Origin of the sequence: Psychrobacter sp. 1U1, from assembly GCF_051847535.1 — a bacterium.
GTDB classification, from domain to species: Bacteria; Pseudomonadota; Gammaproteobacteria; order Pseudomonadales; family Moraxellaceae; genus Psychrobacter; species Psychrobacter saeujeotis.
This window is the reverse complement of the sequence record NZ_JBPYDD010000009.1, coordinates 26,058-40,267: the sequence shown is the minus strand read 5'-3', so window position 1 is coordinate 40,267 and position 14,210 is coordinate 26,058. Positions and strand designations below refer to the sequence as shown.

10 protein-coding genes are annotated in these 14,210 nt (G+C 42.5%); 1 reads left to right on the top strand and 9 read right to left on the bottom strand.

The window, feature by feature from the left end:
* Nucleotides 1-189: 189 nt before the first annotated feature.
* From ACS8FB_RS12665 to fmt, 6 genes are all read right to left on the bottom strand, one after another.
* Nucleotides 190-837: an L-threonylcarbamoyladenylate synthase gene (locus ACS8FB_RS12665; RefSeq protein ID WP_439263393.1), complete on the bottom strand. Its 648-nt coding sequence runs from the start codon at nt 835-837 to the stop codon at nt 190-192.
* Nucleotides 838-995: 158 nt separating this feature from the next.
* Entirely contained in the window at nt 996-2,231 is a 1,236-nt protein-coding gene (gene dprA / locus ACS8FB_RS12660; protein WP_439263391.1) for a DNA-processing protein DprA, read from the bottom strand.
* Nucleotides 2,232-2,263: 32 nt separating this feature from the next.
* Nucleotides 2,264-3,361, bottom strand: a complete 1,098-nt coding sequence (locus ACS8FB_RS12655; RefSeq protein WP_439263389.1) for a LysM peptidoglycan-binding domain-containing protein — start codon at nt 3,359-3,361, stop codon at nt 2,264-2,266.
* A gap of 350 nt (nt 3,362-3,711) precedes the next feature.
* Nucleotides 3,712-5,133 (bottom strand): threonine synthase, encoded by a 1,422-nt coding sequence (gene thrC / locus ACS8FB_RS12650; protein WP_439263388.1) that lies wholly within the window; start codon nt 5,131-5,133, stop codon nt 3,712-3,714.
* 187 nt (nt 5,134-5,320) lie between these two features.
* The gene (locus ACS8FB_RS12645; protein ID WP_439263386.1) at nt 5,321-6,901 is read right to left on the bottom strand and encodes a transcription antitermination factor NusB; all 1,581 of its coding nucleotides are present in this window, start codon (nt 6,899-6,901) and stop codon (nt 5,321-5,323) included.
* A 40-nt stretch (nt 6,902-6,941) separates the two neighbouring features.
* Complete coding sequence (gene fmt / locus ACS8FB_RS12640; RefSeq protein WP_439263384.1) at nt 6,942-7,988, bottom strand: methionyl-tRNA formyltransferase; 1,047 nt, start codon at nt 7,986-7,988, stop codon at nt 6,942-6,944.
* A 490-nt stretch (nt 7,989-8,478) separates the two neighbouring features.
* Here fmt and ACS8FB_RS12635 point away from each other — a divergent pair, with 490 nt between their 5' ends.
* Nucleotides 8,479-11,337 carry a response regulator gene (locus ACS8FB_RS12635; RefSeq protein ID WP_439263382.1) on the top strand — a complete coding sequence of 953 codons (2,859 nt, stop codon included), beginning with the start codon at nt 8,479-8,481 and terminating at the stop codon, nt 11,335-11,337.
* A gap of 74 nt (nt 11,338-11,411) precedes the next feature.
* On the opposite strand, the gene ACS8FB_RS12630 is transcribed toward ACS8FB_RS12635, so the two are convergent.
* The 3 genes from ACS8FB_RS12630 to nrdR form a co-directional block, all read right to left on the bottom strand.
* The gene (locus tag ACS8FB_RS12630) at nt 11,412-12,086 is read right to left on the bottom strand and encodes a riboflavin synthase (RefSeq protein WP_439263380.1); all 675 of its coding nucleotides are present in this window, start codon (nt 12,084-12,086) and stop codon (nt 11,412-11,414) included.
* A 423-nt stretch (nt 12,087-12,509) separates the two neighbouring features.
* Nucleotides 12,510-13,565 (bottom strand): bifunctional diaminohydroxyphosphoribosylaminopyrimidine deaminase/5-amino-6-(5-phosphoribosylamino)uracil reductase RibD, encoded by a 1,056-nt coding sequence (gene ribD / locus ACS8FB_RS12625; protein WP_439263378.1) that lies wholly within the window; start codon nt 13,563-13,565, stop codon nt 12,510-12,512.
* 167 nt (nt 13,566-13,732) lie between these two features.
* The gene (gene nrdR / locus ACS8FB_RS12620; RefSeq protein WP_058369796.1) at nt 13,733-14,191 is read right to left on the bottom strand and encodes a transcriptional regulator NrdR; all 459 of its coding nucleotides are present in this window, start codon (nt 14,189-14,191) and stop codon (nt 13,733-13,735) included.
* Nucleotides 14,192-14,210: the final 19 nt, after the last annotated feature.

Here is a 14,210-nt window from a genome sequence, read left to right as displayed (position 1 = left end):
GCAAAAAATAAGCTACAAAAACAATAGGATAATTGTAGAAGTAACTACTTAAGTACAGATTTAGAATATGTAACTTGGCAGCCGCATAGAAAGAAGCATAGGATAAGACAGACTTAATTTAGGTAATTAAGTCATAGGTAGTTGACTGGTAGAAAAATGCTGAAAAAACATCAGTATTTTATTCATATACTATCTGATTATTTTCCCTGTTAAGGCATCTCCGATCTGGCTTGGCAACTTATAACCTAGTGTATCTCCTGTTAGATAATGCACTTGTTGGTCCAGATTACTGTGTTCATTGTCGTTAAGAAAATAGGCTTGTGCTTGAGTTAACGTCAGGGCTGGAGGTTTTCCTGAAGGGTTACAGCTTGTCGACACGATAAAGCCGTAAGGATTGTCTGGTGAAACCATCTGCGTGCATAGCTGTTGGACTAGAGGGTGCGCGATAATACGTACGGCCACACTATCGTGTTCTCCAGTAATCCATGACGGAATAGGTACAGTAATCTGTTTTGATAAGGGTAATAACCAAGTATGAGCCTGCTTTAAGATAGCTTCTGGGTGCATACGCCAACTCTCAAGGACCGTCTGACGTTGACTGTCGTTTAGGTCATCTAACAATGGCGCTATACGGTGAACATCGTCAGTGACGACAATCATCCCTTTGTGTATTGGCCGCTGTTTCATAGCTAATAATTGCTGCACTGCCATTTGGTTAAATGGATCACAGCCGATACCCCAAACGCTTTCTGTTGGATAAGCAAGTAGCTTTCCTTCTTTAAGCCAGTCAGCAGCTTGAATGACAGAATTAGTAGTAAAGGGCGCGGATTGTTTCATGACTTGAGTGCTTCAAAGAGATAGGAGGTTAAGCACTCATAATAACATATGACAAAGAAAGACTAGGATAGCAGAGTTTGAAATTACCAAAATTGTTCTTGGTTTAAATACTCAATAATTGGAATAAAGAAGAACTTTAAGGTAACTAAAACATAGTTTTAGACGCGTAAGTAGCGCCCGCCTTGCACACTGATAACCCCTAATAATTCAAGCTCCATCAACTGGCCGATTAGCTGCGGTGGGGCTATCTTGGTGGTTACTAACAATGCATCTAAATCCTGTCCATGCCAGTCAAGTTGATCATAAACCGTTAGTAAATGTTCAGCGACGTTTATAGCGTTACCAGAAGACTTAAGAGTAGATGATGACAAGTGATGAGTAGCGGTAGCGAGGCGGCTGTTTAGATCTGACGAATGAAAAATGGGGCTGATATTTGATGTGGTTCTCGCGGCTCTTTTGTGCGAGCGACTACCATAATCTAGCTGACTATTGACATCCTCTATGACCTGTTTAGGATGGTAAATCAACGTTGCGCCTTCACGTATCAGATGATGACAGCCTTCTGCATTACTATTATCAATATGACTTGGAATCGCAAAGACTTGCTTGCCTTGCTCAGAGGTTAGGCGCGCGGTAATCAAGGAGCCACTTTGAATGGTAGCTTCGGTCACAATCGTCGCCAAACTCAGTCCAGCGACTAGTCGGTTGCGGCGTGGAAAAGTATGTTTGTGCGGCTGCGTATGCGGCAGTAACTCACTGACAATACAACCACCTTGCTCGATAATTTGTGCGAACAATTTGTCATGATGATTGGGATAATGCACATCAATCCCTGTACCCATAACACCAATTGTACGGCCTTGAAGTTCAACGTCTGTTTGGGACAGTGCACCTAGATGTGCCCGCTTATCTACACCCATTGCAAGCCCGCTTGTCACGACGTAACCTGTTTGCGCTAAGTACTGTGCAATGTCAAAAGTAATCTTTTGCGCATGTGCTGTTGGCTTACGACTACCGACGATAGCGATTTGAGCTTGATGCAAACGTGCACTATTACCTCGATAAAACAGCAATGGTGGTGGATCATATATCTGTAAAAGCTGGGAGGGGTAATCGGGCTGATCAGCGAATAAGAGACTATAGCGTTTTTCTAGCAACGCCTGCTGAATTTTATCAATATTGGCGAGCGTTTGATCTGGCTGCTCATGACGTTTGAGATGAGTATGATGAATACCCAACTGTCGCCATGCTTCTACCGTCGCTTGCCAAGCAAGCTGCGCATCGCTAAAAAACGTAATAAGTTTATGATAAGCAGATAATGACGCATTCACCTCATACCACAGTGCCAAGGTTGCACGCTGTTCAGTTGATAAAGAAGGCGAATGTTCCATCATGACTGCTTACTCTTAGATAATGGTATAAATGTCTATAGATAAGGCGGTGGCAACAGTTGATCGCCCACATTCAGGGGTAGCTCTGAGCTTAAAATATAAGCATAGCTAATATCATCAAAAGTATTAAATACCATCGCCATACCAGCAGGCTCGCTTGGCAAGCGTACGGGTGTGTCATTGTCCATGGTATCGCGTACTAAAGGGCCTTTTCGATAGACCGTCAATACATCACCAGGTTTAGCCCCTTGGTTACTACCCAAGTTGATTGCAACCACACTACCCTTCGCCGCAGAGCTGATTGAATCCATCACTCGAACGATCAATCCGCCGCGGTTTACCGTGGCAGGCGCAGGATAGAATACTGGCGGAATAGAGTCGTCTAATTCGACAAACACGCGGTCGCCTTCTCGTACTTCTTTGCCATAAGAGTCAGTCAATTGCAGACTGCTCACACCGTTCTCTTCAACACTCGTTACCAAGCCAGTGGCTACTTGCGTCACTTCAAGGCCAATGACCTCTTGGGTTCTAGGTTCGACATACATCTCACCTTCACGATACACCCCATAGCGTTGGCCAATGATAAGTGGTATTCCTTTGGTATAAATCTTATCGCCACTAGCGGTAATCAGGTTACGATTTTTGGACGCTAATACATAAGGGGTGGTATTAAAGTCTTTTGGATTAACGATAATTGTCTTGTCCAACCAGTGCTGGATCGCCGCACGTGGAATCGCCGGAATACTATTGGCAACCGAAGTGACTGCAACGGTATTAGCCACTACATTGCCTGTTACTTGTCTTTCAATACCTGCGCAGCCCTCACCTGTATCAACACCGATTAGCGTCTTACCTTGAATCACACATAAGATAAGCACATCGTTGGGATAGATTAGGTTAGGGTTTTTAATTTGTTTATTGGTGGCCCAAATCTCTTTCCAACGCCATGGGCTATCTAGATAACGACCTGATATGTCCCACAATGTATCGCCTTTTTTGACGATATAGCGGTTGGGTGCATCGGCTTTGATAGTTGGCGGTGGGTTATTAGCGTGAGCAGTATTCATCAGCATTGCACCACTAAAAGCAGTAGCAATCAGCGCTTTTGCTATAGAGTTTAGACTCATTTTCATGATTGTATCCACAAATTTTAAAGTACAGCGTAAATAGAATTTTGTTTTATTACTTATCCTTGCAAGATTGAAACCAACAAGTTATTAGAATTGCTTATTAAGTAACGAGACAGTTAAAATTACAATTATATACACAATAGCATATAACCAGACATCTATTTACAAAAATTTAAGTCACACAACAGTCTGTTCAGTCCTAAAATACTTCAATAATCAGGGTTAACTATATCGGTAAGCTAAGTACAAAAAAGCCTCACTATCCGATATGTGGATAGTAAGGCTTATATTAATATATATATATAAAGTTTCACGTGAAACAAAATATTTAAGCTTATGTCTACAAGGTAAAACTACGACAAATCAGCCGTTACATGTTGACGAATCTGTTTAGCGACCAACTCTGCTTTGTTGTCCAAAACGATAACATGTTGCGGCAATTCTTCTAATCCTTCGGTGTGAGCAGGACGCTCAATGTCTATTTGACCAACAGCTTCAATGATAGTATCGGCAAATTTGACTGGCAACGCGGTCTCTGCGCAAATAATAACCTCACCCTCTTGCTGAAGCTCTTTGGCGACTTTGATACCATCAGCAGTATGTGGGTCAACCAATTCACCATGTTTTTCATATAAAGATTTGATCGTTTGTAAACGGTCGGCGTGAGTAGACTTGCCCGCAGCAAAGCCATAACGGGTATTAACGGCTTCTAGCACATCAGATAAATCAAAACCTTGTCCTGATTTTACACCTTCAAATAACTCATGAACGCGCGCACTGTCTTTTTCTAGTAATAGATAAACAAAGCGCTCAAAGTTAGAAGCTTTTGAGATATCCATAGAAGGGCTTGAGGTCACATAAGTTTTGTCAGTCGCACGTGGCTGGTAAGCGCCTTGATTAAAGAAGTCATTGAGCACATCGTTTTCATTAGTCGCGACGATTAAACGCCCTATGGGTAGTCCCATTTCACGAGCAATATGACCTGCGCAAACATTACCAAAGTTCCCCGAAGGAATACTAAAGCTGACTTGTTCATCATTGCTATTCGTCACTGCAAAGTAAGCTTTAAAATAGTAGACAATCTGCGCCAAGATGCGACCCCAATTGATGGAGTTGACCGTGCCTAAGTTATAGGCGGCTTTAAATTCTGCATCTTGTTGTAATGCTTTAACAATATCTTGGCAATCATCAAACATACCGTCGATAGCGATATTATGAATATTATCATCCGTTAAGCTATACATTTGCGCGCGTTGAAATTCACTCATCTTGCCATGTGGTGACAGCATAAAGACTTCGATATTTTCTTTACCACGCAGTGCATATTCTGCCGCACTACCCGTGTCTCCGCTGGTTGCACCAATGATGGTAATGCGTGCGTCTTTTTGCTTAAGTACATACTCAAAAGCATTGCCCAAAAACTGCATTGCCACATCTTTGAACGCTAGCGTTGGACCGTTGGACAATCCTAAAGTATAGAGATTATCCTCAAGCTTACGTACTGGCGTAATCTCTGTACTGCCAAATACCTCAGTCGTATAAGTACGCTCTACAATATCTTTTAGATCAGCATAAGGAATATCGGTAGCAAAGCGCTGCATGATAGCTAACGCTAACTCTGGATAGCTAAGCGTGCGCCATTCATCAAGCGTCGCATTATCAATATTTGGATAGTGCTCAGGCAACATCAAGCCACCGTCTGGTGCCAGTCCCATCAATAGCACATCACTAAAATCCATCGGCGCTGTCTGACCACGGGTACTGATATATTTCATAGTGCATCCCTACTTAAAATGTCTAGAGTTAGTCTTTAGTACCTGAATCTCAATGTCTTATGAATCGCCACAGTCTAGTATTTTTAACCAAGCATTTTGCTTACGCAAAGGTTTATGCTTAGCTAAAAAAACCAGCTTATATTAATGAATCTATAAAGCTGAGAGTGAGGTTCTGTAATATTGTATTTTATTCAGCAGTCTTTTGCAGCAATGCATAATAAAAACCATCTCCGCTAGCGCTATCTATCGGTAGACACTGACGACCGATCGCTTGAGCGATGCCCCAGTTACAATCCTCGGTAAATTCAATCGCTACCGCATTGTTATAGTGCGTGAGGAACTCTTGCATTTGTTCAACGTTTTCTTGCTTTAAGATAGAGCAAGTCACATATAATAGATAGCCACCGACTTTAAGTTGTGGCCACAGATTGTGCAAGATATCCGCTTGTAACAGTGCGGTTTGCTCGACGTCTTCTTCCGTACGCAGGATACTGATATCAGGATGACGACGAATCACCCCCGTAGCCGTACAAGGTGAGTCTAGTAATATAGCGTCAAATACGAGCTTGCTCTTTTTCTTACCAGCACCTTGCCATGTCGTGGCGTCCGCACAGACAATATTGAGCGCGATGTTTTTTTCAGCTTGCTCTAAATCTTGCTGTTGTAAGTTTAAGCGCTGTAAGTTTTCATAAATACGTTCGATACGAGGCGCTTCGTTATCGATAGCCGTTGCCTTGATGTCACCAATCACAGGTGATGTTTCAGTATCCTCTTGTTTCACGTGAAACAACGATGGCTCATTTAAGCTAATTAATTCTAACCAATGAGCAAGCTTACCACCGGGTGCAGCGCAAGCATCTAAAATGCGCAGCTGGTTATTATCAGCGTCTGAATCAATATCTGTATTAGACTTATCAGCACTAACTTTATTCATTAAAGCGGTATGAATGAGTGGCGCGGCAAGTTGAGCATGCATATCTTGTACGCTGGCAGCACCTTCAGCGAAATGAGGCAAAGCGTTCACTGCAGTGCTTTGATGTAGCCTAAGACCTTTGGTTGATAATGTGGTAGGCGTGGCTGTATCTGACGAACTCGTTAAGTTAAAACCACTGGTTAGCTCAATCAAATCCGCTTCTATCTCTGCCCCATCCAATGTTTGTTGATAATCCTCTACTGAGCTAATCCCTGAGTTTACCCGTAAAAACATCGGCGCAGGCTGGCGTAAACCTTGCGTCAACGCTGCATACTCATCACTCCAATCTTGTTTAAGCTGATAAGCGAGCCAGTTGGGCAAACTGTGGTTCTTGTCGCATTTTTTACGGAATTTATTGGTGTTTTTGGCGACTTTACGTAGGATCGCATTGACAAGACCAGAAGCCCGCGCAAATTCAATTTCTTTGGTTGCCTCTACCGTTTCATGAATAGCAGCATGGTCAGCTACCTCTAAGTAAAGCAGCTGTACAAGACCCACTTGAATAGCAGTGCGCACCTCAATCTCATCAATAGGATTGTCAGCTAAGCTATCAAGTAGCCTTGCAAGTGCGTGCCATTGACGCAGCGTGGTCAATAATAACGCATGTGCAAAGCCTTTATCACCGTCGTGTAAGCTATTTAGTAGGGGATCAAGCACACTTGAGAGTGACTGACCCTGTTGAATGGCAAGTAAGCTGCGAATGACGCGTACGCGCACGCTACCCGTCATTTTAAGGTTACTGGACGGTTTATTGTGGTTGTTAGTGCTTTTAGACGCAATTGCGTTATGTCTCATTAGTATTCATATCCTATACGCATTGGAGCGTCTGCAGTGATTAATTGAATTCGGGGCCAAACTGGTCACCATCATCGAGCTGGTTGCCATGACAGATTTGCTCAGCGCTAACGGGCTTACCACCTGCAAACTGCAAATGAGTAACGGCTAGAGTAGTGGCTGATGATTCAGTTTCACTCTCTTTACCACAAGCGACTAAAATCGCTTTACGTCCCACGCTGATAACAGTGCCAGAAGGTTCTGTGGTTTGCTGTGATGGGTTTGCAGGCATGCTGTTTAATACTTTTACGCGCGCACCGTTTAAAAACGTATAAGCGCCTGGCCAAGGCGTTAAACCGCGGATTTGACGCTCAATAATGTTAGCTGACTGCGTCCAATCAATCTCGCCCTCAGTTTTTACCAGTTTTTCAGCGTAATTGGCTTGCTTGTCATCTTGTACAGTCGCCTCTGCTTGGTAATTTGACAAATCTTGTAGGACAGTGCTGATAGCCGTTGCTCCTAAATCAGCTAATTTGTCGTGCAAGCTTGCAGCTGTATCATCATCAGCGATAGTACAGCTGGCTTCGTAGAGCATATCTCCAGTATCCAAACCTTTATCCATTTGCATAATGGTAATGCCAGTCTTGGTATCCCCTGCCAATAACGCGCGATGAATAGGCGCCGCGCCGCGCCAGCGCGGTAGAAGTGAAGCATGGATATTTAAACAACCATAAGTTGGGATATCTAATACACCGATAGGCAAAATCAAACCATAGGCTGCGACAATCATGATATCAGGCTGATAGCTTGCCAATGTCTGTCTAGCAGCCAAGCCTTCAGTGTTAGATTTTTTGAAGGTGGCAGGCTGCTCGATGGCAATATCATGAGTGAGCGCTACTTGCTTAACAGCAGAGGCAGATAGTTTTTGGCCACGGCCTGCTTTGCGATCGGGCTGCGTATATACCGCAACGATGTCTATATTAAGTTGCTCTTGCTGAGCGATGAGTGATTCAAGGCTAGCAGCAGCAAACTCAGGTGTACCTGCAAACACCACGCGCAATCGATTGGTTTGTACCCTATCATTAGAAACAGCATTAGTTGTGGTCATAGCACCATATTATATATTGTGTGATTGGTCGTCACATTATAGGTGAGTTTACAGCGTTGTGCCATAATTGTGAGCTGAGTTATCTATTTGCAGATAGCTATCGTTGTCTTTAATTTATAATGACTCTCTTGACTTAGTCTGTATTGACATTATGCTAGTGACTTTTGCTATTTATAGGTACTTATCTAGTTGGTATTCACTAGTCGATAGTTAGTTTAGTATGTTTAAATGATAAACCAAGCGGCCACGCTATGTTCAATTTAAAGCTTAAGTAAACATTTAAATTAGTATAATTGTCATAACCGTAAGAGGGACAAATTTGTTACTATAAAGTTTTACCTAACTGTTTTTACTAATACCTCAACCTTTACCTTACGCCTAAAGGTTTGTAGATAATAGCGCTGTCAAAGCGCCCTATCCAACGAATAGATTATATTATTTTAGCTTACCATCGCACTGTATTGTCGCGCAGGTATAGGAACATACCCACATGCAACAGTTTCAGTCATTAAAACGTCTGCTTCTCTTTTATATTTTGACACTGCTAATAATGCTGGCTTTATACTATGCCATGATGCTTTCGACGCTCAAAACTCAGAGCCAGACGCATAGCCAAGTTGTGTTTGCAGCGTTGAAGCATGAGATTATTAATCACGCCGTACCGACAGAAACTGAAATCGAAAACATCGTTACCAAACCTTTTTTTCAAGACATAAGCTACCAGCTGATTTTTATGCTGCCGTCTGGACAAACGTATGTTTATCATCACATACAACCTCAAGAAACCGAGTTTACTAGCGTGACTTTTCCTACGCTTACCTCAACATCTACTACAAATAACAGCTCGTATCAGATAGATAATGACACATTAACTGGTAGAATTAAGCTTGAAAACGGTCATCAGATATATGTCGTACTGCGTCATCAACCTCTCAATATAAGCTGGATATCCTATCAATTTTGGTTGCCACTAATGACAGCGATTATGTTATTTAGTTTGGCATTGCTTTATGCGCTTAAACGCCGTACTAATTGGGAGCAATTGATACAATATACGGACAGTTTAACGATAAGTTCTAAAGAGGCCTATATACCGCCCCCATTCGTCACAGAAAAAGCCACCCCCGAGTTTTTACGCCTCGGCCATACCCTAAGCCGCATCAGTTATCAGCTTCATGACCATCATCGCCGTATCAAAATACTCAATCAGCGTTTAGAGCACTTAGTCAATCAAGCCCCTTTACCAATGTTAATGGTCATGCGCCAAGGTCACATCAGTTTTTTTAACCAGCGCTTTGAGCAAGTTTTTACCACAGCCTTTCAACGTCATAACCATTATAGCTTGACGGATTTTTTGACCGGCAGTGACAAAGCGACTCAGCAACTGCTACAAAAGCTCTCCACGCTACGCGTTACTCGTAATCTATTGGTTTATGGACTAGAGGACAGACAAGCCTATCAGCTACACATTACTCCATGGTTTGGCGCTCATGGACAAGTTCATGGGTTTACAGTGATACTTAATAATATCGATAATCTCATTACGCAAGCTGATGACCTGCACCTGCAAAACCAACAATTACAGCTGCAGATAAAAGAGTTTACCAAGCTTAGGTCTATTATTGGTCATGAGCTACGCACACCATTGAACGCTATTATCGGCACTTTAGGGTTGATAGAGGCGCATCGATTAACGCCAAGGCAGCAAGAGGTGCTGTCGATGTTAACCCAGTCTAGCCAATCAATGCTGGCGATGCTAAACGATATGCTCGATATGGCAAAGATAAAAGCAGGAAAAGCAGATATCGTGAATGAGCCTACTGATATCTTTAAGCTTGGACAACATGTTAGCGATTTAATGATTGGTAGTGCACGTCGGCAAGGTATCAATCTGTTGTATTTTTTTATGCCCGATAGCCCGCGTTATATCAGCACAGATGGCAACCGTTTACGTCAAATTCTTCTCAATTTACTAGATAATGCCACCAAATTCACCTCATCAGGTTATGTAGCACTGGTTATAGAGCCTATTACTTATGAACAGATGCGTTCTATCACAAGCCTTGATAATAAGCGCACCTTAACCACTATTGCACGCAATCAAAATTTAGCCCCCGACAATCGCTTACCCAATACCGTTACCAATACTGGCGCCGAGCATCAGTGGATGCGTTTTAGTGTCAAGGATACTGGCATTGGTATCGCAGAGTCTGAACAAGATAAGCTGTTTTCTTATTTTAACCAAGCAAATCGGCAAATCAGCCAAAACTTTGGCGGTACAGGCTTGGGACTGGCCATTTCTAATAGCTTTGCTCAGTTGTTGGGTGGGTTTATCCAATTAGATAGCGAACTTGACGTAGGTAGCAATTTTGCTCTTTACCTGCCTTGTCAACAGCCGACTTATCAGCCTATTTATCACTTTCATAGTAGTCTCATGCATATTCGTTTTATCGTTATTGTAGAGCAAGACATCTGCGTAACCTTTTTCCAGCATTTGTGCTCCCACTTATCATTGCCCGTGAGTATCTATACGGACTTAGACGACAAGACCGCTCAAAAACTGTATAAGCAGCTAGAGCTTGAAGCAAAAACCCTACAACCTATACTGTTGTTGGATTATGAGTATTATGAAACCTATACTCACTTAGCGCCCGTGACTGGCGCTACTGACGATCCAAGCATAGGTAATCAACAAAGACTTGTTAACAGTGAACAAAGTCAGGTTATTCATAAATTATTGAACGTTACCTCTTTGCCAAAATTGTTATTGAGCATGAAACCTGAGCGCAGTATTCCATCCTCCTTTTTGGATCAGTTTGATGGGTTTTTGAATAAACCTTTAGACGTGGCCTTATTATTATCTGAGCTCATCCGTTTATTACAGTCTACAACCGTCTCGCATAAACACGAAGATACTGGTAAAACCTCTGAGAGTACAAAAAAACCAACGATGGATAATAACACTGTCGAGGTGGCCAGCGCTCCTACCATATTAGTTGTCGATGACAATCTAACCAACCAAAAAATTACTTGTAAGATGTTGGATAAGTTGGGCTATCCTAGCTTGGTGGCAGATGATGGTCGACAAGCCTTAGAACAACTTGATGCACAGCGACAACAAATCTCATTAATCCTTATGGATTGCCGAATGCCAGTCATGGATGGTTTGCAAGCTACTCAAGTCATACGCTCACAAGGGAATAGTATTCCCATTGTCGCATTAACTGCGAATAATACAGAAGAAGATCGTGAAGCTTGCCGCCAGGCGGGAATGGATGATTTTTTGGCGAAACCTATCAATAAAGATAAGTTAAAAACAGTCTTGCAAAGACTAATGACAACCGAATAAGTTATTTAACACCGTCAAAAGCTGTCAGTAGGCTTTATTGTTTTCTACTTTGTTACCTGATGCTACGATACGGATTATTTCATAAAACCATTGTCAGCCAAAAAATCTTCAGTAATTTGACTTTGCGAGCTTGGTGCGCCTATGCTGCCTGTTTGCGACTTGCCTAACAGACGCTCCAAATAGCGAGCAACGATATCTACCTCAATATTGACCTTGCTACCTACCAGCCAGTGTTTGGCGATATTGGTTACTTGCGCGGTATGCGGAATGATATTGAGGCAGACGATATTGTCACGTACTAAGTTGGTCGTCAGGCTAATACCATCAACGGTGATAGAGCCTTTAGTCGCAGTATAATGCGCCAGCTCTTTAGGTATCTCAATTTCAATATAGATAGAGCGCGCATCTTGTTGCAGCTTACTGACGCGCCCGACCCCATCGACATGACCGGCAACGATATGGCCACCAAAACGCGTAGTTGGTAACATCGCTTTTTCTAAATTGACAATATGACCCGCTTTTAGCTCTTCTAAAGCGGTTCGAGCGATTGTTTCGCGTGAAACATCAACAGAATAAGAATTACTACCCACTTCTACTACAGTTAAACAAATCCCATTTGACGCAATAGAGTCGCCCAACTTGACATCACTAAAGTCCATGTCGTTCGACTCTATAGTTAGACGGATATCACCGCCTGTAGGCTGCATAGACTTTACTTTTCCGATATTTTCTATAATTCCGGTAAACATATAGACCTCGTGTTTTATCGTGTTGCTGTCGTTAACAACGTATTTTGCTTAATTAATGTACGTTTATATAAGATAAGCTTTAAAAAAATTTGATTATTTTTAATCCTATGATGGGATAAGTTGTGGATAAGTAAGAATAAATGAAGTTACACCCCAACAAAAACCCTTTTTTATACTAAGTTATCCACAAAGTAGTATTTTAGCTTTACTATATCGCTTTTCTTGCAGACTAACTGTAAGTATATGATTTATATATATATTATTTTCAATACAATCTTAAGAGCTACAGTTTATAGTTTCATGTGAAACAAAGTTATGCACAGTTTCACATGAAACATTTTTTTTGACTGGATGACTATTATAAATACTGTACTTTGACAATAATTGTCTACAGCTGTGGATAAGTTGTTTATAACTTATAATTCACAAAGGATATAAGATCAATTTAAGATCAGGGCCAAGCTGCTCATGGCAGCTTACTCTAAAACGCAGCTGCTCAGATAAAGACAATGGATTAAAAGCAACCATCGGCCGTGCCTTTTCACCTAATAAACAAGGCGCTTGATAAACAATAAGCTCATCTACCAGTTGTTGACTTAAAAAACTGCTAGCGACGCTTGCACCCGCCTCTACTAGTACGTCATAGCATTGATATTCACTGACCAAATCTTTTAATAATGCAATCAAATCATCATTGCGCCAATAAAGCGTATCCAAACGGCGGCATAGCTGATAATCAGACTGCAGACTGTGTTCTAAGCGTTGACGCCTATCCAGCACTACAACCTTAGGAGCTGGTACTTGCCCAGCTGGCACAACCAACTGACTAGAGCGCACGTTAAGTTGTGGATCATCAGTAATGACGGTCTCACTACCAGTGACAATCGCACCACTTAGGGCGCGAAGTTTTTGTACATCCTCGCGAGCTGCTATCGAGGTAATCCATTTTGACTCCCCTGTTGCCATCGCGGTGCGACCATCGAGACTGGCAGCAATCTTAAGCCGAACGTAGGGCATTTGAATGCGCATCGCCTTTAAAAACCCACGGTTTAATGCTTCTGCTTGTTCTGTTAGTACGCCAACCGTGACTGCAATGCCAGCCTGCTCTAATAGCCTCACACCGCGTCCCGCTACTTGCGGGTTCGGGTCTAGACCTGCAATTACTACGCGCTGTACGCCTGCCTCTATCAGACCTAAAGCACAAGGCGGCGTACGTCCTGTATGGCTACAAGGCTCTAAAGTGACATAGGCGGTGGCACCGACCGCGTACGCACCTGCATCTTTGAGCGCAAATACTTCTGCATGTGGCTGGCCTGCCTTGGGATGAAACCCTTGACCCACCACTACCCCTGCTTGGACAATGACGCAGCCCACAGCAGGATTGGGTCTTGTGGTATATAAACCTTGCTTGGCCTGCTCAATCGCCAGCATCATAAAGTAGCGATCTTGTGCATCTTGCGCGTGGTTGAAGGTAGACATAAGAATCGGCTTAATTTATAAAGAATGTTTGACTATAAAAACGGTACAACGAGACTGGTATAAGTTTTTTGCAGCCTCTGTCAGCGTAGACACAGCAAGCAAGAAAAATTTATACCAGTTGCGTCTCACATTACAACGTATTGATTTTATTTGGTATCGACTATAGCCTATTTTTCATTAGGACGGATATTGGCAATCTCTTGATGAAAAGCATCGATATCTTGAAAGTCGCGATAGACACTGGCAAAGCGTACATAAGCGACATCATCTAAAGTTTTAAGCTCACTCATGATAATCTCGCCCAAGACTTTACTACTAATTTCTCGCTCTCCCATCTGTCTGACACGCTTCTCAATACGACTAATCATCGCCTCTTGCTCGTCAATCGTGATAGGGCGTTTTTGTAAGGGTAATAAGATAGAGCGACGCAGTTTTTCATTATCGTAAGGCTCAATTTTGCCGCTAGACTTAATAATTCTTGGCATCACCACCTCTACCATCTCAAAAGTGGTAAACCGCTCTTGGCAGCTGTTACAAGAACGACGACGACGCACTTGCGCACCTTCCGCAGCAAGACGCGAGTCAATAACTTTGGTATCTGACGCGTTACAGTACGGGCAGTGCATAGTAATTTCCTTGTTTTAA